General features: G+C 58.7%; 17 protein-coding genes and 3 pseudogenes. 10 read left to right on the top strand and 10 right to left on the bottom strand.

What is annotated here, in order from left to right:
• The first annotated feature begins 15 nt into the window (after positions 1 to 15).
• Genes HKK55_RS08470 through HKK55_RS08460 form a run of 3 tightly spaced genes read left to right on the top strand, consistent with a single transcriptional unit; the run spans position 16 to position 3,339 of the window.
• Positions 16 to 1,572 carry an NAD(P)/FAD-dependent oxidoreductase gene (locus HKK55_RS08470; RefSeq protein WP_169354232.1) on the top strand — a complete coding sequence of 519 codons (1,557 nt, stop codon included), beginning with the start codon at positions 16 to 18 and terminating at the stop codon, positions 1,570 to 1,572.
• Positions 1,569 to 2,462: an SDR family oxidoreductase gene (locus HKK55_RS08465; RefSeq protein ID WP_169354231.1), complete on the top strand. Its 894-nt coding sequence runs from the start codon at positions 1,569 to 1,571 to the stop codon at positions 2,460 to 2,462. The genes HKK55_RS08470 and HKK55_RS08465 overlap by 4 nt, the downstream gene beginning before the upstream one ends.
• Before the next feature lie 28 nt (positions 2,463 to 2,490).
• Positions 2,491 to 3,339 (top strand): metal-dependent hydrolase, encoded by an 849-nt coding sequence (locus tag HKK55_RS08460; protein ID WP_169354230.1) that lies wholly within the window; start codon positions 2,491 to 2,493, stop codon positions 3,337 to 3,339.
• Here HKK55_RS08460 and HKK55_RS08455 read toward each other — a convergent pair.
• A complete protein-coding gene (locus HKK55_RS08455) occupies positions 3,323 to 5,395 on the bottom strand; it encodes an EAL domain-containing protein (protein ID WP_169354229.1) in 2,073 nt (690 codons plus the stop codon). The genes HKK55_RS08460 and HKK55_RS08455 overlap by 17 nt on opposite strands.
• Positions 5,396 to 5,699: 304 nt before the next feature.
• Here HKK55_RS08455 and HKK55_RS08450 point away from each other — a divergent pair, with 304 nt between their 5' ends.
• The 3 genes from HKK55_RS08450 to HKK55_RS08440 all read left to right on the top strand — a co-directional run bounded on the left by HKK55_RS08450 (position 5,700) and on the right by HKK55_RS08440 (position 7,982).
• Complete coding sequence (locus HKK55_RS08450; protein ID WP_169354228.1) at positions 5,700 to 7,031, top strand: serine hydrolase; 1,332 nt, start codon at positions 5,700 to 5,702, stop codon at positions 7,029 to 7,031.
• Positions 7,032 to 7,358: 327 nt separating this feature from the next.
• On the top strand, positions 7,359 to 7,616 hold the full coding sequence (locus HKK55_RS08445; RefSeq protein ID WP_169354227.1) for a hypothetical protein: 258 nt from the start codon (positions 7,359 to 7,361) through the stop codon (positions 7,614 to 7,616).
• Positions 7,617 to 7,652: 36 nt separating this feature from the next.
• The gene (locus tag HKK55_RS08440) at positions 7,653 to 7,982 is read left to right on the top strand and encodes a DUF6388 family protein (RefSeq protein ID WP_169354226.1); all 330 of its coding nucleotides are present in this window, start codon (positions 7,653 to 7,655) and stop codon (positions 7,980 to 7,982) included.
• On the opposite strand, the gene HKK55_RS08435 is transcribed toward HKK55_RS08440, so the two are convergent.
• The 6 genes and pseudogenes from HKK55_RS08435 to tssA all read right to left on the bottom strand — a co-directional run bounded on the left by HKK55_RS08435 (position 7,964) and on the right by tssA (position 13,664).
• Positions 7,964 to 8,839, bottom strand: coding sequence for a serine/threonine-protein kinase (locus HKK55_RS08435; protein WP_237151362.1), 876 nt, complete (start codon positions 8,837 to 8,839; stop codon positions 7,964 to 7,966). The genes HKK55_RS08440 and HKK55_RS08435 overlap by 19 nt on opposite strands.
• Positions 8,840 to 8,889: 50 nt before the next feature.
• Positions 8,890 to 9,651, bottom strand: a complete 762-nt coding sequence (locus tag HKK55_RS08430) for a PP2C family serine/threonine-protein phosphatase (protein WP_169354224.1) — start codon at positions 9,649 to 9,651, stop codon at positions 8,890 to 8,892.
• Positions 9,618 to 11,417 (bottom strand): annotated as a pseudogene (gene tssM, locus HKK55_RS08425) (type VI secretion system membrane subunit TssM); the annotation flags it as partial. The pseudogene tssM and the gene HKK55_RS08430, both read right to left, overlap by 34 nt.
• A pseudogene (gene tssK / locus HKK55_RS29235) lies at positions 11,411 to 11,689 on the bottom strand (type VI secretion system baseplate subunit TssK); the annotation flags it as partial. The pseudogenes tssK and tssM, both read right to left, overlap by 7 nt.
• A 5-nt stretch (positions 11,690 to 11,694) precedes the next feature.
• Positions 11,695 to 12,024: pseudogene (locus tag HKK55_RS08415) on the bottom strand (type VI secretion system baseplate subunit TssF); the annotation flags it as partial.
• Between the two features lie 89 nt (positions 12,025 to 12,113).
• Entirely contained in the window at positions 12,114 to 13,664 is a 1,551-nt protein-coding gene (gene tssA / locus HKK55_RS08410; RefSeq protein WP_169354222.1) for a type VI secretion system protein TssA, read from the bottom strand.
• A gap of 601 nt (positions 13,665 to 14,265) precedes the next feature.
• Between tssA and HKK55_RS08405 the strand changes: the two genes are divergently transcribed.
• The gene (locus tag HKK55_RS08405; RefSeq protein ID WP_169354221.1) at positions 14,266 to 14,781 is read left to right on the top strand and encodes an Hcp family type VI secretion system effector; all 516 of its coding nucleotides are present in this window, start codon (positions 14,266 to 14,268) and stop codon (positions 14,779 to 14,781) included.
• 60 nt (positions 14,782 to 14,841) lie between these two features.
• Here the strand turns inward: HKK55_RS08405 and HKK55_RS08400 are convergent, their stop codons facing one another.
• Positions 14,842 to 15,663, bottom strand: a complete 822-nt coding sequence (locus tag HKK55_RS08400; protein WP_169354220.1) for an aldo/keto reductase — start codon at positions 15,661 to 15,663, stop codon at positions 14,842 to 14,844.
• Positions 15,664 to 15,830: 167 nt separating this feature from the next.
• Here HKK55_RS08400 and HKK55_RS08395 point away from each other — a divergent pair, with 167 nt between their 5' ends.
• The 3 genes from HKK55_RS08395 to HKK55_RS08385 all read left to right on the top strand — a co-directional run bounded on the left by HKK55_RS08395 (position 15,831) and on the right by HKK55_RS08385 (position 19,301).
• On the top strand, positions 15,831 to 16,931 hold the full coding sequence (locus HKK55_RS08395) for a polyamine ABC transporter substrate-binding protein (RefSeq protein ID WP_169354219.1): 1,101 nt from the start codon (positions 15,831 to 15,833) through the stop codon (positions 16,929 to 16,931).
• Between the two features lie 34 nt (positions 16,932 to 16,965).
• Complete coding sequence (locus HKK55_RS08390; protein WP_169354218.1) at positions 16,966 to 18,384, top strand: aminotransferase; 1,419 nt, start codon at positions 16,966 to 16,968, stop codon at positions 18,382 to 18,384.
• A 65-nt stretch (positions 18,385 to 18,449) separates the two neighbouring features.
• Positions 18,450 to 19,301, top strand: coding sequence for a helix-turn-helix transcriptional regulator (locus HKK55_RS08385; protein ID WP_169354217.1), 852 nt, complete (start codon positions 18,450 to 18,452; stop codon positions 19,299 to 19,301).
• A 1-nt stretch (position 19,302) separates the two neighbouring features.
• Here HKK55_RS08385 and HKK55_RS08380 read toward each other — a convergent pair whose 3' ends face one another.
• Positions 19,303 to 20,001 carry an NAD(P)H-dependent oxidoreductase gene (locus HKK55_RS08380; protein WP_169354216.1) on the bottom strand — a complete coding sequence of 233 codons (699 nt, stop codon included), beginning with the start codon at positions 19,999 to 20,001 and terminating at the stop codon, positions 19,303 to 19,305.
• A gap of 9 nt (positions 20,002 to 20,010) precedes the next feature.
• The gene (locus tag HKK55_RS08375; protein WP_169354215.1) at positions 20,011 to 21,630 is read right to left on the bottom strand and encodes an ABC transporter ATP-binding protein; all 1,620 of its coding nucleotides are present in this window, start codon (positions 21,628 to 21,630) and stop codon (positions 20,011 to 20,013) included.

Below are 21,630 nucleotides of genomic sequence, written 5' to 3'. Positions count from 1 at the left end.
AACGAGGGACACCTTATGAATGCCTACTCCCAGCAGGACAGTACGAGGGATAGCGTCGACATCGCCATCATTGGCTCAGGCTTCGCCGGGCTGTGCATGGCGATCAAACTCAAGGAAGCAGGCCAGCACGACTTCTTTATTGCCGAGCAGGCGGACACCCTCGGCGGCACCTGGCGCGACAACCACTACCCCGGCTGCGCCTGCGACGTGCAATCGCATGTCTATTCGTTTTCCTTCGCGCCCAACCCGGACTGGACACGCCAGTTCGCCCCCCAAGCCGAGATCCGCGCCTACCTGGAACAATGCGCTCAGCGTTACGAGCTGGCGTCTTACTTGCGCTTCGGCATGGGCCTGGACCAAGCCGTATTCGATGATGCGCAGCAACGCTGGAACCTGCGCTTCAGCAATGGCCGCCAGGTCAGCGCCCGGGTGCTGGTGTCGGGAATGGGCGGCCTGTCGCGCCCCGCACTGCCGGACATTCCCGGCCTGGACAGCTTCAAGGGCAAACGCTTCCACTCCCAACAGTGGGACCACGACTATTCATTGAAAGGCAAACGTGTGGCGGTGATCGGCACCGGCGCCAGCGCCATTCAGTTCGTGCCGCAGATTGCGCCGCACGTGGCGCACCTGGACCTGTTCCAACGTACCCCACCGTGGATCATGCCCAAGCGGGACCGGCCGATTTCGCGGTTTGAACGCTGGACCTTCAAATACCTGCCCTTCACCCAGCGCCTGGTTCGCGGGGCGTTCTACCTGGCCCTGGAAAGTCGCGTGGTGGGTTTTGCCCTGCACCCGAAGCTGATGAAGGTGGTGCAAAAGATCGCCGTGGGTCACTTGCATAAACAAGTGACCCGCCCTTCCCTGCGCAAAACCCTGACCCCCGACTACACCATCGGCTGCAAGCGCATACTCATCTCCAACGACTACTACCCAGCGCTCTCGCGCAGCAATGTGCAGGTTGTCACCTACAACGTGGTGCGTATCGAAGCCGATGGGGTGATCACCGCTGACGGCATCAAGCACCCGGCGGATTGCCTGATTTTCGGCACCGGCTTCCAGGCCACCGATCCCCTGCCCCGTGGCTGCATCATCGGCCGCCACGGAGTCGACATCATGGACACCTGGCGCGACGGCGCCCACGCCTACCTGGGCACCACGGTGCCGGGCTATCCCAACCTGTTCCTGATCGTCGGCCCCAACACCGGGCTGGGGCATAACTCGATGATTCTGATGATCGAAGCCCAGGTCACCTACATCCTCGATGCCCTGCAGCAGATGCAGCGACAACGCATCGACACGATAGACGTCAAGCCTGCCGTGGAAAGCGCCTACAACCTCAATCTGCAAGAAAAACTCAAACGCACTATCTGGTCCACCGGCGGTTGCCAAAGCTGGTACCTGGACCCGCGTACCGGCAAGAACACCACCTTGTGGCCCGGCTCGACCTGGCGCTTCAAACAGGTCACCCGGCACTTTTCCCTTAAGGATTACGTGGTCAGCACGGCACCCGCTACGGCTGATTCGCGTCCAGTTTCGCACCCCAACACCACGGCGGAGGGCAGCCTGTCATGAAATCATTTACCGGCCGCGTAGCAGCCATCACCGGCGCCGCATCAGGCATGGGCCGCGCGTTGGCCTTGGCGTTAGCCCGGGAGGGCTGCCACCTGGCCCTGGCCGATAAAAACAGCCAAGGCCTGGCCCAGACGGTGGAGTTGGTGAAGACCTCGACCCTGTCGCCCGTGCTCGTCACCTCTCAAGTGCTGGATGTTTCCGACCGCCAGGCGATGCTCGACTGGGCTGCCCTCTGCTTTGCCGAGCACGGCCAGGTCAATCTGATTTTCAACAATGCCGGAGTCGCCCTGTCGAGCACCGTCGAAGGTGTGGACTACGCCGACCTGGAATGGATCGTCGGCATCAACTTCTGGGGCGTGGTCCACGGCACCAAGGCCTTCCTGCCGTACCTCAAGGCCTCCGGCGATGGGCATGTGGTCAACACCTCAAGCGTATTCGGCCTGTTCGCCCAACCAGGAATGAGTGCCTACAACGCCACCAAGTTCGCTGTGCGCGGCTTTACCGAATCCCTGCGCCAGGAACTGGACCTGCAACGTGCCGGCGTCTCGGCTACCTGCGTACATCCCGGTGGGATTCGTACCGACATCTGCCGCAGCAGCCGGATCGATCCCAACATGAACGGCTTCTTGATCCACAGCGAACAACAGGCCCGGGCCGACTTCGAAAAACTATTCATCACCGACGCCGACCAGGCCGCCAAAGTGATCCTGCACGGTGTGCGTAAAAACAAGCGCCGCGTGCTGATCGGCCGCGACGCCTACGCCCTGGACCTGCTCGCGCGCTGCCTGCCGGCGGCCTATCAGGCGCTGGTGGTATTTGCCAGCAAACGCATGGCCCCAAAAAAGGCCAAGGCACCGGCCTTTGAAACCCAGGACGAACACCGTCTCTAACTTTTCATCACGCCACGGAGCACCCAACATGCTGCCCATTCGTCGCGATCTGCGTTTTGCCCTGCCTGCCGAGCACATCAAGAACTGGCACGAGCAAGGCCCCTTCATCACCCACTTCTTCAACGCCTTGTCGTTGCTGTTTCCTCAGGGCGAATTGTTCTTCATGGACAGCGTGCGCCACTACCGCGATCGCATTGAAGACCCGCAGTTGAAGAAAGAAGTCCAAGGATTCATCGGTCAGGAAGCCATGCACAGCCGTGAACATGTGGCCTACAACGACCTGCTGCAAGCCGCCGGCCTGCCGGCACATACCCTGGACCGTCGACTGAAAGTGATACTGGACTTGCAGAAGAAGCACCTGCCCGCCTCGTTCAACCTGGCGGTGACCATTGCCCTGGAACATTACACCGCGATGCTGGCCGAAATTCTCCTCAGCGACCCTTCACGCTTTGGTGTGTCGATCAAGAGCTATCAACAGATGTGGTACTGGCATGCGCTGGAGGAGACAGAGCACAAGGCGGTGGCGTTTGACGTCTGGAATACGGTGATCAAACCAGGGCCCAAGCGCTACCTGTTACGCACCGGGACTATGCTGTTCACCACGGTGCTCTTCTGGTTGGTGGTGTTTGATTTTCACCTGCACCTGTTAATCGCCGACCGCCGCGCCGGGGGACACCTGAAGGGGTTCTGGCGGATGCTCAAGTTTCTATACGGGTCCAAGGGCGTGTTTCCACGGATGGCACGGCCGTGGATGCATTACTTCAAGCCGGGGTTTCATCCTTGGGATCATGACAACCGGGCACGGCTTGCGGGAATTGACCGGCTGGTTGAAGAAGTACAACGGACACACGAGGAATACACTAGCCTGCGGCCTTGACCGCCCTATCGCGGACAAAGCCCTGCAGTTGATCACCCGGTAGCGCCTTGCTGAAATACCAGCCCTGGATAATCAGCTCCGATCCAGACTGCAGGAAGGCCAACTGTTCGGCGGTTTCCACTCCCTCCACCACCACACCCAGGTTCAACGCCTCACAAAAACGCAACAAGCCCGTCAGCACTTGGGCACCTTTGGGGTCGTGCTGGGCCACCACGAAGCTGCGGTCGATCTTGATGAAGTCCACCGGGAATTGATGCAAATAACTCAGGGCGGAAAAGCCGGTGCCAAAGTCATCGATATAGACCTTGGCACCGATACCCTGCAGCTTCTCGATCATCTGGCGCGTCACCTGAATGTCCCCCACCAACGCATCCTCGGTAATCTCCACCGACACCTGGCCCTGGGCCTGGGCAAGAATCGCCACCAAGCGGTCGCCATAGGCCCGGGACGTCAGGGTTGCGCTGGAAATATTGATGGTCATGGGCAGCGTGAAACCCACCTTCTGCCACTTCTGGTATTGCCGTACCGCCTGGGTCGCCACCCAGACATCGACATCCGGCATCAGCCTGGCCTGCGCCAACCATTGCAGGAACTCCCAGGGCGAATGCACCACACCTTTGGCATCGCGCGCGCGCATTAGTGCTTCACAGCCGGTACACAAGCCGGTGGTGGTCGACACCTGCGGCTGGAATTCCAGGTAAAACTCGTAGTCGCTGATCTGCTGGATATGGCTCAACTCACTCGCCTGGCGGGCCAGGGTTTTATGGGACGCCAATACCGGGTCCAGTTCCAGCAGGCGCCCCTTCTCCTCCAACCCTCTAAAGGTTGTATCGAAGGATTTGAGGTACACCGTCCCGCCCTCTGCTGCCCGATGGATGGCTCGCACATAGGGCATATAAATCAATGTCCCCACTGCTACCAGCACGACCTGCAGCAACACCGCCCCCCAGTCACCGTGGGTGCTCAAGTAAGCGTTGAGCAACACTGGAGCGGTAAACGGCACGCTGACCACCGACGGCGACACCCAGCCCATCTGCACCACCGTCATGGCCAGCAGCGCGTTGAGCACGGGAACCAGCAGGAAGGGAATGAACAACCGCGGGTTGAGAATAATGGGCAAACCGAACAGCAGCACTTCACTGACATTGAACAGCGACAACGGCAGGCTGGCCACCGCCAGCAAGCGCATGGACTGGCTCTTGGAAAACAGCAGGATCGCCAGCAGCAGGCACAATGAACCACCCGACCCGCCGATAAACGCAAAACACCCCAGCAGGCCGCCGTTCAACACGTATTTGATCGGCTCGCCTGCGGCCAGGGCTGCACCATTGAGGGCAACGGCCTGCTCCATGACGTCGAACAACGGCTGAATGGCATAGACCCCATGGATACCAAAAAACCACAGCAGTGAATTGATCGCCGCAACAAACGTCCCGCTGGTGTAGGGCGATTCCAGCGCATCGAGCGCCATCGGCCCCTCGATCTGCGCAATATGAGGAATTTGCAGCAACAGCGACAGCACGCACACCAGGATCACCGCCGTGATCGCCCCCGGCAGTACCATATTGATGGTGCCCTTGAGGTTATGCCCTACCAGATCCACGTTGACCAACCGGGTCCAGCGGCGTCGGTGCAGCCAGGCAATGATCGGCACGTTGAGCAGCGGCGAAGCAATCGCGATAAACAATATAAAAGTCGCCGCTGCCCGGGGATGGTCCCGCAGGACGAACGTCGCGATCACTACATGGGCCAGACACAGGAAGGCCACCGGCAACTGTGGTAGCCGGTGTTGAATCGCCAGCATGTAACCGATGGAAGCCGCCACCAGCAACGGAATCACCGAGCTGATCTTGGCGTGCAACCCGGAAAGGAAGGTCACCAGTTGCGGGTCGAACCCCAGCACCTGGGCGCATTCGGACAACACCAGAAAACCCGCCGAGACCAGCAGGCACGGCAGGATCCACAACAACCCTTCGCGTATGGCCCGTAACGACTCGGTGCTGGCCAAGGCTGCCAGGCGTTGGGTGAAGAAGAGTTTGAACAGCGTTTGCGCCATGACATATCCCTCTGCCCCATCGCTCCCAGGCCTTCGCGGTACCGGGAGCAACGCTTAAGTCGTTGCGTTCAACGAAGCTATAACGCTACACGTCCTGAGACCGCAAACGAAAGCAATTTGCCCAAGGGTGCACGATTATTCAGCATCCGCCTTGACCCACGGCGCTTGTCGACTGCCCGGGTTTGGCCCATCCTTTGCCAAACTTGTTGCCTCAAGAGGCGACGCTCCTCTCGAACGGACTCGAGCCCATGAGCACCCTCATGCCCTTGTCCAGAGCGACTCCCCGACGTCAAGGCGCCCACTGATGCTGCGAATCTCCCCCTTGCTCACCGTCGCCACCTGTGCGCTGCTCTGGCTGGCTGGCCCCGTCGCCAGCGCGGCAACCCAGCCGACCTTTCCCGACGCAGCCGCCAGCGATCCGGTGACACTCAAATGGATGGTCGGCGCCCCGCCACCGGCTGACCGTACCTTGCGTTTTGAAGGCGGCAGCTATTTCCGCTTCCCGGCCATGCGCTGGAGCGTGGCCAATTTTCGCCAATTGATGCCCACCGTCAATGTCTCCCGGGGGCTCGGCGCACCACTGGCGTTGCCGGAAAACCCTGTGCCGGGGATTGATGAGCTGTCCGTTGTGCCAGTGGGCGCCAGCCAGCCCCTCACCTGGCGCCAGACCCTCGACGCCACCTACACCGACGGCATCGTGGTCCTGCATCGCGGGGCCATTGTCTATGAACGCTACTTTGGGGTGCTCAAGCCAGACGGGCAACATGCGGCCATGTCAGTCACCAAATCGGTGATCGGCACCCTGGGGGCAATGCTGGTGGCAGACGGCACACTCGATGCCGGGAAAAAGATCGTCGAGTATGTTCCGGAACTGGCTGATTCAGCCTTTGGCAGTGCGACACTGCGCCAGGTGCTGGACATGACCACCGCCCTGGACTACAGCGAAGACTACGCAGACCCCAACGCCCAAGTATGGGCCCACGCCCAAGCCGGCAATCCGCTGCCCAAGCCCAAGGACTACACCGGACCGCGCAGTTACTACGAGTTCCTGCAAACCGTTCAGCCAAAGGGCGAACACGGCCGGGCATTCGGCTACAAAACAGTGAATACCGATGTGCTGGGCTGGGTGATTGCCCGAACCACCGGGCGCAACGTCGCCCAACTGCTCAGCGAGCGAATCTGGAGCCGACTCGGCGCGGAACAAGACGCCTACTTCACCGTTGATTCCATCGGTACGCCGTTCGCCGGCGGCGGCCTGAATACCGGACTGCGGGACCTGGCACGGTTTGGCGAAATGCTGCGCAACGGTGGGCGCTTCAATGGGCAACAGATCGTGCCCGAAAGTGTTGTGACGGATATCCGGCAAGGTGGCGACAAACAGGCGTTTGCCCAAGCGGGTTATGGTCAGTTGAAAGGCTGGAGCTATCGTTCGATGTGGTGGGTGACCCATAACCCGGACGGCGCCTTCATGGCCCGCGGGGTACATGGCCAAAGCATATATATCGACCCCAAGGCCGAAATGGTAATTGTCCGCTACGCTTCTCATCCGATTGCTGGCAATGCCGCCAACGACAGTGTGACCTTGCCCGCCTTCGAGGCAATGGCGCGACGGTTGCTGGCAATCCCGCACGCTTGAGGGATTCAAGCGTTTTCTGATAGAGACTTATGCCCACATAAACGGGATAAATTGTTACTATCTGCGTCTTAATTTGGCCGAATGGTCATGTGCCTGGCCAAGGATGCTTTTTCAGGTTGCGCGGTGCTCGAAACGATTTTGCTCAGCAACGTTACAGGTTAAGACCCTGCAACTGAGGAACACTATCGATACGGGAACCAAAGCCGTCCAAGCCAGTCATGAGAAATATGGCGCAGTTAGGAAAGACGCGCTTCGAACCGAGCGGGAAGACCGACTCAGCAGGTGTGGCCGAAGCCCATCTGCGTCTTCAAGGAAAGGGTATTCAACATGCAACACAAGCGTTCAAGTCGTGCACGCCCACTGCTTTTCACCCTGATGCTATGGCTGTGTGGTGTCGCACTTCTGTTTTTGATCAAAGCCGGTATCGAGTTGTTTGAAGGACCGATAGCGGAAACCTGGATCGACTTGGCTCTGGTACTGACAGCCTACCTGCTGTTCTTCTTGCTTGACCCATTGCAAACCTGGATAAACCACCGTCTGCGCAAACGCGCCAGACGTAACAGCCGTCTACACAGAACCTCGTGACACCAATCGACCACCTGGCCATTTTGGAGTAAGCCTTTGTCCCAACCCGGCGAAAACCACCAACTCGCACTGGACAGGTTCTTGAACCAACACCCTGACCTAGCTGCTGAGCTGAACACGTTGAACCCCCTGGCCGCCCAGGCCAAGGGAGAAACGCTTGAGCAATACCGTGCCGAACGCCTGCACGAAGCCTTTGAAGCCGAAGCGGAACGCCAAGGACTGTTCGCCTGGGAGCTGACACTGCAACTGACGGCACCCTCGCCCGAAGAATTCGAGGCGCGGCGCCTTGAAGTCCATAAAGAAGTCGCTCAGATGGCTGGACTGAGCTGGGCCGAATACTGCCAGCTTCATGATTTGGTTGGCTGAGTACAACCTCGGAGCTTGAACCAGCCTCGAATGCCGCCTCTGGCGCGCCCTATCACCTCTTGTAACTCACCGATTGTCACCGTGCGACAGCGAGGGTCGAAATCCATGGCCACACGTAGCGCTGACCAACAGTGCCGGGGTAACTCTCCAGGTGAGCCCCACCGTGCTGCCGACCGATTCCTCAAGTGGCCGTCACAAGCGCGCCTCCCTTGCGCCAGTTCGTAGAGTACACACGCCACGGCATAGAGGTCGGCATTCGCAGACAGTGGTGCACCATCAAGCAGTTCCGGTGCGACATAGGACGGGGTCCAGGCGTTGAATCGACTGCGGCTTAAACCAGGCAGCCCTGCCGCTACCTGTTTCACGGTTTGACCAAGTCCGAAGTCAAACAGTCGCAGCCCTTGATCACCCACCATGACATTGCCTGGTTTTACATCCCCGTGCAGCACACCTTGTTGATGGGTATAACTCAATGCTTCGAGCAAACCGACGGCAATGGGCTGCAACTCATGCCACGGCAATCCGCCTGGACACTCATGCAGCAAACGGTCCAGGGTCACACCAGTCATCAGTTCCATGGTGTAGAACGCCATCTCGCAAGCTGTGTCCACTTCGAACGAGTAAGCCCGGATCACCCGCTCATGTAGCAGGCGACGTGTCAGGGAAAACTCGCGGTACAACAGCACATGAGCGTCCGTCGCCTGGGAAAATACTTCCCCCAGCACCTTCAACGCCACACTGGATTCAGGTTCGCCAAATTGCTCATGCAGCAGATCCCTAGCTCGGTACACCACCCCCATGCCGCCTGCACCCAGCACTCTTTCAATACGATAACGCCCAGCCAGCAAGGAAGGCATGCTGGTGGCCGTCGGGGCCGGACCTGCACCGGAGCCTGCCTGTATATCACTCATGGCTGCACCACCACCGCCGTCAAATTATCCCTGGCAGCACCACGCAATACCGCTTCGAACAGCCAGTCCAGGACCCGTTGTGGTGTTCTCAGGCTCAGGGCACCTCCCAACTCTCCAGGACTGAGTCCCTGATACAAACCATCGCTGCACAATAGAAACACATCCCCAGGAACAGTCCTGAGCTCCAGCACCTCCAATGTCAATGGCGCCCGCGCACCTACTGCCCGGGTCAAGGCCCTGGCCTGTGGATGACCTCGCGCCTGTTCCAGGCTCATCTGCCGCTCATCGATCAGTTGCTCCATCAAGGAATGATCCCGGGACAGTTGGTACAGCGCCTGTTCCCGCCAGAGATAACAGCGGCTGTCACCGGCCCAGATACAGGCCGCGCGATCCCCCTCAAGCAATAGCGCCACCACCGTGCTCCCCATGATGCAATCAGTGGCGTGATCCGTTACTGGTAATACCTGCCCCAACTGCCGATCAAGCCATTGCAGGCATCGTCGAACATTCAGGAGGCGCTCATCGAAACTGCCTTGCCCTGGCAACTCGGCCAGGCTATTGACCACCAGTTGACTGGCAACGTCACCTGCTTCGTGGCCACCCATCCCATCTGCCACCGCCCAGCAACCTTGTTGTGGACAATCGAGAAAAGCATCCTCATTGCGACCCCTGACCTTGCCGCGGTCGGTTCGTCCAGCGCTGCGCCAGCGACCGTTCCGGCGGATCACAACTGCTCCGGGATGCGGAAAGTACGCCATATCGCCAGATCAAACGGGCTGGACGTGCTCTGACTGGTCAGCAAGTAATTGGCGCGTAAACCACCGAGGTCGGCCTTGAGTACCCGCACATCTCGACCGCTTAAAGACTCGCTTTGCATCAGATCGAACAATCGAAACAAGGACCAGAGCCCGGCATTCTTCTCAATGCCCACCGGTCGCTCCGCACCCCGCTCCAACACCAGACTGCTACGACCATCTTCAGTCTCGGTCGGCCATTGGAACGCCATGGGTACAATCGGACCATGGCGGTATTCCATTTGCTGGCCACCGAATCGAAAGATCGCACGACTCACCGTTGAGTCGAGGCTGTACGGCGCAAGCGTAAAACGCACATGAGGCGGGCCCTGATCATCAGCAAAAAAACCGCGGCGAATAACTTGTGCCTTTCCCCACTGATCAAGCAACGCTCGAGACATGGGTAAACTGCGGCCATCCAAGCTACGCAATCGATAACGGCCCGCATCACCACTGACAAAAGGTCTCAAGTAGCCGTCAAAGAATCGCGCCAGTACCCCCTGGGGCCTGAAGAACTCATGGAAGTCATCAAGGGCAACATCACTGCTGGCGTGGGCATTGAATGGATAGCGTTGCTTGATTGCCTTAGCGTAAAAACCGTACACATCACTCTGATAGCGCTGATTCACATGGCGGTAGGCATCATCGAGTACCCGACGCCAATGACTGTCAGCCAAGCCATCAATCCAGGAGGCTAGCGGCAACGGTAAACGCATGGCGACATTGCGCAGGTCGCTCAGGGCATCCTGTTGTCCCTGCATCCGCTGCCTGACTCTATTGAACGCCGCCTGCTCCGGCTGCCCCTCTCGGCTCAGAGTTGCCAGTTGCAAGTGCAGCAGATTGAGCGCCTGCAACACCTGGGTCAGTTCGATTCCTGGATTGTGCTGGTCATCCAGCAATTGATGCAGGGACTCGAAACGACGTTGCAGTGCCCGGCGAGCGTTATCAGATGACTCATTGGGAATTGCGGCCAGAGCACTGCCCAATGCGACCTGGGCAACGTGTCCCATGGGCGTCACCTGCCCCGATTTGCTGGCAGCCAGCTCATCGACACGCTCCGCAGCCGACGGGAAACGCGTGTGCTCCTTTACCTGTTGCAACAGCTGTAACAATGGCGACTGTGCCGAGGTCAGGCTGGCCAATTGCTCGGAACCTTGCCTGACGGTGTCGGTGTCTTGCAGGCGAACCCGGCCAAGGGCTTCGCTCCAGGCCTCGGCGTATTCGCTGAAATAACGTTGCTCCAACTCCACTATCAGCCGACGCAAGTCCATCGGGCTCAGGTCGGTACCCTCGCCCAGCACCCAGTTCTCTTGCACGAGCGTGTTCACCAGTTTGGCTCCTTGCCCCGCGAAATAACGCACATAACGCTGTGTGTAAAACCCGGGAATAGGGTGATCAATCCCAGCAAACACCCGACCCTGTGGATCCAGATGCTGGCTAAAGCGATAAGGTTCAAGGTTACGCGCCTGCTCGCGCAATACACGGTACACCACACTGGCCAATGACTCCCCTCGCAGCACCTGACGTGCCTGAGCCACCAACTCGTCATTGAGTGTCTGCACAAAGGGTTGTTCAAGCAGCCGCTCAAAGTGCTCATTCAACCGTCGCTGCGCCCCGGTTTCACCGGTGTGCAGCGAGGACCATTGGCCCGCGACCCGTTCCTTCAGCCAGTCCGGGTCACGCCGCTCTCGCAGGTTGAGCATCAAGTACGCCCGCAAGCTGTCCGATAGCGTCCCTCAAGGCTGGGGCGCTTGCTGTCGCTGGCAAACGTCGACAGTTCGCCCAAGATCGACAACAAGGTCCGGTACAACACTTCAGGACTGACTTGGACGAGGTCCAGGTAGTGACGCAGAACCAACTCAGTGCGGTTGATCAGTTGCAACATCAGAAAGTCGCCAACCTCCGTTCCTCCAGCGTTGCCATTGGAACCCAGGCGTTCGGCAATGGCATCGCCACGGTTGGCCAGTAGACCGATCACCTCCTTGAGGCAGGACAGCAGGTAGCAGCGCTTTCTACCGGAGTGTCTCGCTCCACCCGAACAGCTGGACCTGCACGCTTGAGGGAATCAAACTGCAACATGCTGAACGCTGGTAAAGGCCGCATGTAGTTGGGCCACAGCAAGTGCATCAGCGAATGACTCAGCTCAGGCAACTCGTCATCAAGCTTCTGCCGCAGACGACCGGTCAGGAAAGCAAAACCCTCGAGCAACCGTTCCACATCAGGATCCTGGCCCGCATCCCCGAGAAACGGCGCCAGTGCCGGATTGCGCTCGGAGAAGCGCCGACCCAACTGCCGCAAGGCATTGAGCTCGCTCTGGTAGTAACGGTTAAAGGACACCCGGTTTGACCTCGATCCGTCCGCTGCCATTCAGGCTACCGAACTTTCTTTGGCCATGATGTATCTCCTTTTTTAGGTGGATCGAGGGCCTATTCAAGTACCGCTTCAAGATCGAAGTGGCACAGCCTGCGATGGATTTCTTCCTTGCGCTCACGTACGGCATGGCTTTGCGGCAACACATCGCAACAGCCGTACAACAGTTGCAGCACTTCAAGGCTCAAGTCAGGCTCCCAATGCTGCAAACCTGCGAGCTGTAGCTCTTGATCAAGCTGTTCCAGCTGGATTTTGGCCAGTTCATACCTGCCCGCCAGGCCACATAACCTGGCCAGGCCCAGCCGCCAATGGAACCGGGCGCGCGCTCCCCGGGCGGCCTGTAGACCTGGCTTGAAGGCCCGGACGGCAGCCTTGAGCCCATCCTTGCGAAGCAAGGGTGTGACCTCCTGCAACGCGTTCTCCCAAGGGGCGGCCTCAGTGTCGAGTGCGGCTTTTGGTGCAGGTGTATGCAGGTGGCGCATGACCTGGGTATTGATCCAGTTGCGAGTGACCGCGTCGGCAAACGGCGTTCCATCGTGAAATCGCAGCTGGGCCAGCCCTGGCAAGCGTTGCAATAACAGGGCGAAGCACACTTCCGTCTCGGTCATGGCCAAGTGAGCCTGCAATGCCTGCAGGCACTCCCAGACCATGCGTAATCCGTCGAACCAGAAAGGAGCGAGGGTCAGGCTGCCCTCAAGTTCCAGCAAAAGATCGGCATGGCAGCCCTGTTGAAAGCGCTCCTGATAACGCTTGAGCTTGTCCGGGGCGGGTCCTCGCAAGGGGGTAATCTGTTCGTTGTCACACTCCGGGAGGGTGCAGATCGCCAGCCAGGTCAGTGTTCGGTTCAGGCGTAGGGCACGCAGATCAGTCGCACTCTGGCGTAACCACCAGGCGCACAAGGGGCGAGCATTTTCCTGCATGACGCGCAGGAGCTTATGGGCGTCTTTTTCGTTATCCACGACGTGATCGGGCGACAGCAACTGAGTGGTGACTTGCTTGATTTGAGTAATGACACCACTCACCCCTCCAGGCTGGGGGTTGCCTTCGGCGACCCGCTGCAGCCTGTCCGCCAGCTGCCGGCGAATGGGTAACAGCAAGGGGGCTTCATCACCGAGGAGTTCACTCCACAACTGGTCAAGGCGAGACAGGTGTTCGAGCATGCACTCGAACAGAGGTCGTTGGTCCTTGAGCGACAGACTCTGGGTAAATACCTGTTCAATACGCGGAACCAGCCAGGCAAACGCAGCACCACGGGTACGCGATTTACGCGGATAAACCACCGCCCAGTGATGCTCGCAGAGATAGCGCAACAGCCCTAACCCAGCGAGCAGTCCAGGGAAGGATTCGCGCTGATACAGTGCCCAGGTCAACCAGACGGCGATTCGCAGATCCTTGGATTCATGGCGCAACAAGGTATCGCTTTTTTCCACAATCTTTTGCCAGTCAGGCTGACCATGGCCATGTATCGAATGCGCCTTGCTCAGTTCGTTTTCCAGGGCCTCGTACTCGCCAGAAAAACGCACATCCTCACCTGAGAAGCTCATTTCAGAACTCGGCGACTGAGCAAGTTCCAGGTAATAAGCAGAAAGCTTGTCTGAATAAACCATTTGAGGGACCGCACTTTAATTCCCAAGGGACGCCGACAGTTCCGACAAAGCTTTCAACCCGAATCGAAACACTGTTTAAGTTCCGTCTTAACACAACGAATAGCACGCACCTTATCCACACCCTTAGCATTGATCAAGTAGAAGGAACGCACTTAAGAAACCTCCTACAAAAATAATGAAAGCTCTAAAAATAATAACAAAACAACCAGCACTCACCCTACATTCGCCTTATTAACACCCTGACACAAAAGCCATAAAACCCAATGATTACTGGACACAAAAACATCGAAACCACTCAACCAAAAATACCTATGCAATAACTTGCGCAGCTAATTCCAGCTGAATACCTCTTTATCATCCACCTCTCAAACCACATGCAACGCCAAATAGAATGAGCAATTAACTGCGCACCGCTGCGCAAGCAAATCAACTTAACAATTCAAAATTCCCAGCAAGCGCATCAACTTGAAACACCACCCACCACGAAACCCACTAGTTACCTACTCCATAATCTTTTGGCACGCTTCTTGTTATCAAATATCGCCCACCGGGCAATATCGCCATTTGGGGCGATTCTATTTATCAGGCAAGGAAACCAATCATGCCAACACCCGCGTATCTGTCCATTACCGGCACCAAACAAGGTCTGATTACCGCAGGCACGTTTACTCAGGACTCGGTCGGCAACATTTACCAAGAGGGCCATGAAGATCAGATTCTGGTCCAGGCCTTTGCGCATCAGGTCATCATTCCCCGCGATCCACAATCCGGCCAGCCGACAGGCCAGCGCGTTCACAAACCGCTGATGATCAGCAAGGTATTCGATAAATCTTCGCCGCTGCTGTTCAGCGCGCTGACTTCAGGGGAAATGGTCAAATGCCGGCTGGAGTGGTACCGCACCTCCAGCGCCGGCACTCAGGAGCACTACTTCACCATTGAGCTGGAGGACGCGATTATCGTCGACATCCAGTCGCGGATGCCCAACTGCCAGGATCCGAACAATGCCCACTTCACTCATCAGGAAGAGGTGTATTTCACCTACCGCAAAATCGTCTGGACCCACGAGGTTTCCGGTACTTCCGGCTCCGATGACTGGCGCAGCCCCGTCGCGGGCTAAACCCGATTGAAAGAGGATCGGCATTGCCACAGGTGATGCCGATTCACCGGAAATGGCGTATCAGACCATCGCCAACGGATGTTTGCGCTTCGGTGCACCGAACACCCGGTCAATGGCGTCCAGGTCATGCTCGTCAAGGACGATATTGGCTGCTGCGGCATTGAGTCGAACATGCTCGGGCTGTACCGCCTTGGGAATGGCAATCACGCCTTCCTGGCGCAGGACCCAGGCCAACGATACCTGGGCCGGTGTCACCTCGTGACGATGGGCAATCTGCTTGAGGGTGGGACTGGACAACAGCTCACCGCCTTGGGCGATCGGACAATAAGCCATCAATGGCAAGTGATGCTGTTGCCACCAAGGCAGCAAATCGAATTCGATACCGCGCTCTTCAATGTTGTAGAGCACCTGATTGGTGGCACACGCCGGGGACGCCAGTTCCTGGAGGTCTGACACGTCGAAATTGGAAACGCCCCAGTGGCCGATCTTGCCCGCTTCGCGCAGACGTTCGAAGGCTTCGACGGTTTCCTCAAGAGGATACTGCCCGCGCCAGTGCAGCAGATACAGGTCGATGTAATCCGTGCCCAGTCGGGTGAGACTGGCTTCGCAGGCACGAGGAATACCTTTGTGGCTGGCGTTATGTGGGTAGACCTTGCTGACGAGCACCACCTGGCCGCGCCGGCCACGAATCGCCTCGCCCACCACCTCTTCCGCGCCGCCTTCGCCATACATTTCAGCGGTATCAATCAGGGTCATGCCTTCATCGATGCCCAACTGCAAGGCGCCAACCTCAGCTTGCCGCTGCTGACGGTCTTCTCCCATGCGCCAGGTCCCTTGGCCGATAACAGGGACAGAAACGCCGGCCAGATCAATGGTTCGCATAGGCACCTCCAGATGAGTTCGCGGTTTAACAGTGTGGCACTGATCTGCCGAAAGGGTTCAATCGGCCGCATACCCACCTACCCGAACGGGGTATGGCAAACCCGTGGTACCTGCTTGAAAGTGTTCTCAGCCCCTGACAACACTGACAATATCAAGGTGGGTTCGCCATGCATAAAGCCCGTATCGCCCTGCTCAGCATTACATTGCTGATTCTCTCCCCCCTGAGCCGGGCGGCGGACGATCCTGGCAACACGCTGCGTATCTACAACTGGGCAGACTATATCGGCGAACACACTCTGGCGGATTTCGAAAAGGCCACCGGTATCAAGGTGATCTACGACACCTATGACTCCTATGAAACGGTCCAGGGTAAATTGCTTTCCGGCCGTTCGGGATACGATTTGGTGGTGCTCAATGCGGCGCTGGTACCGCTGCTGATCAAGGCGAAAATGTTCCAGCCCCTGGACAAGACACAACTGCCGGACTGGAAAAACCTCGACCCGCTGGTTCTCAGCAGCCTGGAAAACTACGACCGAGGCGTGACCTATTCCGCCCCGTATACCTGGGGCAGCAATGGCGTGGCCTACAACGTCGACAAGATCAAAGAGCGCATGCCGAACGCGCCGATCGGTTCCCTGGCAATGATCTTCGATCCGAAGATTATTTCCCGGTTTGCCGACTGCGGCATTACCTTCATGGACTCCCCCACCGACATGATCCCCCTGGCCCTGACCTACCTGGGCCGGGACCCTAACAGCGCAGCACCCAAAGACCTCAAGGCCGCCCAGGATGTATTGATGGCCGTGCGCCCTTACCTGCGCAAATTTGATTCCAGTGGTTTTATCAATGGCCTGGCCAACGGCGACCTGTGTCTGTCCACCAGTTGGTCCGGCGATTACGCCACCGCCCAGGCACGGGCTGAAGAGGTTGGAGCCAAGATCAAACTGGACTATTTCATTCCCCGGGAAGGTTCGTTGATCTGGTTCGATAATTTCTATATCCCGGCCGACGCCCCCCATGTCGCCAACGCCCACACATTCATCGAGTTTCTCCTGCAACCCCAGGTGATGGCTGGCGTCAGCAACACCATTCATTACGCCAACAGCAACCTGGCGGCCAAGCCTCTGGTGAATGCCGATATTCGCGATAACCCGGCCATCTACCCAGACCCGGCGACGATGCAGCGGCTCTTTACGCAGATAAGCCAGCCGCCAGATGCCGTGCGCCTGATCACCCGAACCTGGAATGCCGTCAAGACCGGCAAATGATCCAGGACCTCCTCAACCCTAGAAGGTGAACCTCATGACCCTGCCGAATCCCGAATTCTTCGCACAGTTCGACCACAACCAATTGGTGGCCGCCGACAAGGCCCACTACATGCACGGTTTCCATATGTTCGATGAACATCGGGAACAAGGCTCGCTGAACATTGCCGCAGGCGATGGCGCGTATATCTACGATACCGCTGGCAACCGCTACCTGGATGCCGTCGGCGGCATGTGGTGCACCAACATCGGCCTGGGCCGTGAGGAAATGGCCGATGCCATCGCCAACCAGGTTCGCCAACTGGCTTACTCCAATCCGTTTTGCGACATGGCCAACGTCACCGCCATCGAGCTGTGCGCCAAGCTTGCCAGCCTGGCCCCGGGCGACCTCAACCATGTGTTTCTGACTACCGGCGGTTCCACGGCGGTCGACACCGCCTATCGGCTGGTGCAGTTCTATCAGAACAGCCGTGGCAAGCATGAAAAGAAACACGTGATCTCGCGGCTCAATGCCTATCACGGCTCGACCTTCCTGACGATGTCCATCGGCAACAAGGCAGCCGACCGCGCGCCGGAATTCGACTTCATGAACGACCTGTTCCACCACATCTCCTGCCCCAACTATTACCGGGCGCCACAGGGCATGAGCGAAGCGGATTTTCTCGACTTTCTGGTGAACGAGTTCGAAGACAAGATCCTGACCATCGGCGCCGACAAGGTCGCGGCGTTCTTTGCTGAACCGATCATGGGTTCGGGCGGCGTGATTATTCCGCCCAAGGGTTATCACCGGCGCATGTGGGAAGTCTGCCAGCGCCACGACCTGCTGTACGTGGCGGATGAGGTCGTTACCTCGTTCGGGCGCTTGGGCAAATTCTTCGCCTCTCAGGAAGTGTTCGACATGCAGCCGGACATCATCACCACGGCCAAGGGGCTGACTTCGGGTTATCTGCCCCTGGGCGCCTGCATTTTCTCCGAGCGCATCTGGCAAGTGATCGGCGAACCCGGCAAGGGCCGCTGCTTTACCCATGGTTTCACCTACAGCGGCCACCCGGTGAGTTGCGTGGCAGCACTGAAAAACATCGAGATTATCGAGCGGGAAAACCTGCTGGCTCATGTCGAAGACGTCGGGGTGTACATGGAACAGCGCCTGCAAACCCTGGCGAACTTGCCGCTGGTGGGTGACGTGCGCTGTCAGCGCCTGATGGCGTGCATCGAGTTTGTCGCCGACAAACACAGCAAGGCGCTGCTGCCGGATGCGGTAAACATCGGCGAGAAAATTCATCTGCGGGCGCAGGCCAAGGGTCTGTTGGTCAGGCCGATTGGTCATCTGAACGTGATGTCACCGCCCTTGATCATCACCCATGCCCAGGTAGACGAGGTGGTCGAGATCCTGCGCCAGTGCATCCTCGACACCGCCACCCAATTACGCCAGAGCGGCGAGTATCAGGGCCGATGACCTCCAACGCCGAGCCCGTCTCGGCGTTTTTGCCTGGGCCGTGGCTGCCAGGTAGACTGGCCGGCATGAGCCCATCCAGCGATCGCTACCCTGCCCCGTCATTCCCGTTGCTTGAAGCCTGGCATGACGCATTGGCCCACGCCTTCACCCACGTGGATGAGGCGTCGTTCCTGGAGCATCTGGCCACCGCGCTAAGCACGCTGACACCCATCGAATCGATGATGATCAGCCTGGAGCGCCGGGGCCTGCCGCCGCATTCGCTGTATCAGCAAGGCATTCCCAAGGCGTACCAGGAAGAAATCATCAACCGCTATTTCTCCCGCGGCTACCTCCTGGACCCGTTCTGCCTGGCGGTGGACAAGGGCCTGGCGGAAGGTTTCTACCACCTGGCACAGATTGCTCCGGACGATTTCTTCAACAGCGAGTACTACAAGACCTATTACCTGCGCAGCGGCGGCGCCCAGGAGGGCTATTACATTGTCGACCTCTGTGCCCAGAGCAAAATCTCGTTGTGCATGTTTCAAGGCTTGAGTGCCGGTCAGTTCAGCGACGAACAATTGGCCGTGCTGAGAAGCGTGCTGCCGATGGTCCGGGAGCTGCTGCGCCGGTTCGGCACCTCGGGCGGCATGGCCAAGGTGATCGGTGATGAAAGCGTCTTTGCACAAACCCCGGTGCATCAGCAGATCGAAGCCGCGTTCATGCATTTTGGCAGCGGCCTGCTGACCGTGCGGGAACGGGAAATCGCCCACTTGATCCTGCGCGGGCACTCGGTGAAATCCACAGCGCAGATGCTGGGCATCTCCCCGGAAACCGTGCGCATGCATCGCAAGAATCTCTATACGAAGCTGGCGATCAGTTCCCAGGCCGAGTTGTTTGCGTTGTTCATAGAGTGGCTGACCCAGGGCCAGCCGCTCTGAGCTACAACGGGTAAAGCGCCTCGTCGAATTGTTCAAGTTTTGGAAATACCAAGGGCTGATCATCCGCCAGCCCTTCCAGCCGCTGCTGATAACTGCGCAGAAACTCCCCGCGCGCCTCGGCACTGATGTACGGCACATGCCAGGCCACAAACGGTGCCAGCACGTCGAAGCCGACATACGCCAACGTCCCGCGCAGAATCGGTCGCAGCATGTCCTCAAGGGGGCCATGAATCGCCCGCTCGCCGAACATATGTTCGCGCCCGCCCAAGGTCACCGTCACCAACGCTTTCTTGCCGGCGAGCCCGCCTTGATCGTAAAAGCGCTTGCCGCCGTAACACACGCCGGACACCAGCACCCGGTCGATCCAGCCCTTGAGCATGGCCGGGGCGGAGAACCAAAAGATCGGGAAATTGAGAATCAGCAGGTCGGCCCACAGCAACTTGTCCAGTTCCTGCTGGATATCTGCAGCAATGGATTGGCTTTTCACCCCCAGACGTTGTTCCAGGGCGTACATCAAATAGTCGGGATTTTCCCGCGCGGTGAAGTCGGCAGCCGTGGCTACCGGGTTCCAGCCCATCGCGTACAGGTCGCTGACCTGCACCTCATGCCCTTGGGCTTGCATGGTGGCGATGGCTTGGTCACGCAACGCCGCCGTGAAGGACTGCGGCTCGGGGTGAGCGTGGACAATCAGAACGTTCATGTAAACTCCTCAAGAAGTGAGCGCGGCACGTTGGGCCAGCAAATGATCGAGCCAGTCGGGGTCCATTTCCGGCTCCGACGAAAACAACAGGCCGGTGTAGTCCTGGTACGGCGGGGTGAAGATCGCGCTGCGGCTGCCGTGGTCCACCACCCGCCCGCGTTGCATCACCACCACCTCATCGGCGATGGCGCGCACGGTGGCGACGTCGTGGGTGATAAACAGGTAAGCCACACCCAGTTGCTGCTGCAGGCGATTGAGCAGTTTCAGCACGCCTTCGGCCACCAGTTGATCGAGAGCTGAGGTCACTTCGTCGCAGATGATCAGTTGTGGATCGGCCGCCAAGGCGCGGGCGATGCAGATTCGCTGCTTCTGGCCGCCGGACAGTTCCCGGGGCTGGCGCTCCATGAAGGTCGCCGGGTCCAGCTCGATCATCTCCAGCAATTCGGCGACCCGCGCACGCAGGGCACGGCCCTTGAGGCCGAGGTAGAACGTCAGTGGCCGACCGATGATATCGACGATGCGCTGACGCGGATTCAAGGCGGTGTCGGGGATCTGATAGATCATCTGGATCCGCCGCAATTGCTCCTTGCTGCGCCGGCGAAAGTCCGCCGGCAAGGCTTCGCCCTCATACAGCACTTGCCCGGCCGTGGACGGTAACAACCCGGTAATCAAGCGCGCCGTGGAGCTTTTACCGCTGCCGGACTCACCGATCACCGCCAACGTCTGCCCGCGATACAGGCTCATGGATACATCGTGCAGCACCGGCTGATGACCGTAACTGGCGCACGCCTGACGCACTTCCAACAGCGGTGTCTGCTGCACCGGGCAGGCTTTGGGTTCAGTACGAAAGCTGCGCACCGCCCACAGGGATTTGGTGTAGTCCTGCTGCGGTGCGCTGAGCATACTGCGGGTCTCGGCCTCTTCCACTAACTTGCCGTGTCGCAACACCATAATCCGGTCAGCCATTTGCGCGACCACCGCCAGGTCGTGGCTGATGTAGATCGCGGCGCTGCCGAAAGTCTTGATCGCATCACGGATGGCTGCCAGCACTTCAATCTGAGTGGTGACATCGAGGGCTGTGGTGGGTTCGTCAAAGATGATCAGGTCCGGATGACAAGCCATGGCCATCGCGGTCATGACCCGTTGCAACTGCCCGCCCGACACTTGGTGCGGATAGCGTTGGCCGATCTGTTCCGGGTTGGGCAGGCGCAGCACACGGTACAACTCCACCGCCTCGGCCTCGGCCTGGGCACGGCTGATGCCGCCGTTGATCACCGCTGTTTCCACGTGTTGGTCGATCAAGCGGTGCGCCGGGTTGAACGAAGCTGCGGCGCTTTGCGCGACGTAGGCAATCCGCAATCCGCGCAATTTACGCAAGGCTTCGGGCTTGGCCTGCAACAGTTGAATACCGTCAAAGCACACTGAACCACGGGTGATGCGGCAGCCGTCACGGGCATAGCCCATGGCGGCCAATCCCAGGGTGGATTTACCGGCGCCAGACTCGCCAATCAGCCCCAACACCTCGCCCCGCTGCAAGGTCAGGTCGATGCCCTTGATCAACGGGTGCCAGGCGTCTTCGTAGTGACCTTCGATGTACAGGTCGCGAATTTCCAGCAGTGGCCTGTCCAT

The organism is Pseudomonas sp. ADAK18, assembly GCF_012935695.1.
In the GTDB taxonomy this organism is placed as follows: Bacteria; Pseudomonadota; Gammaproteobacteria; order Pseudomonadales; family Pseudomonadaceae; genus Aquipseudomonas.
This window is presented reverse-complemented; position numbering and strand designations above follow the sequence as displayed.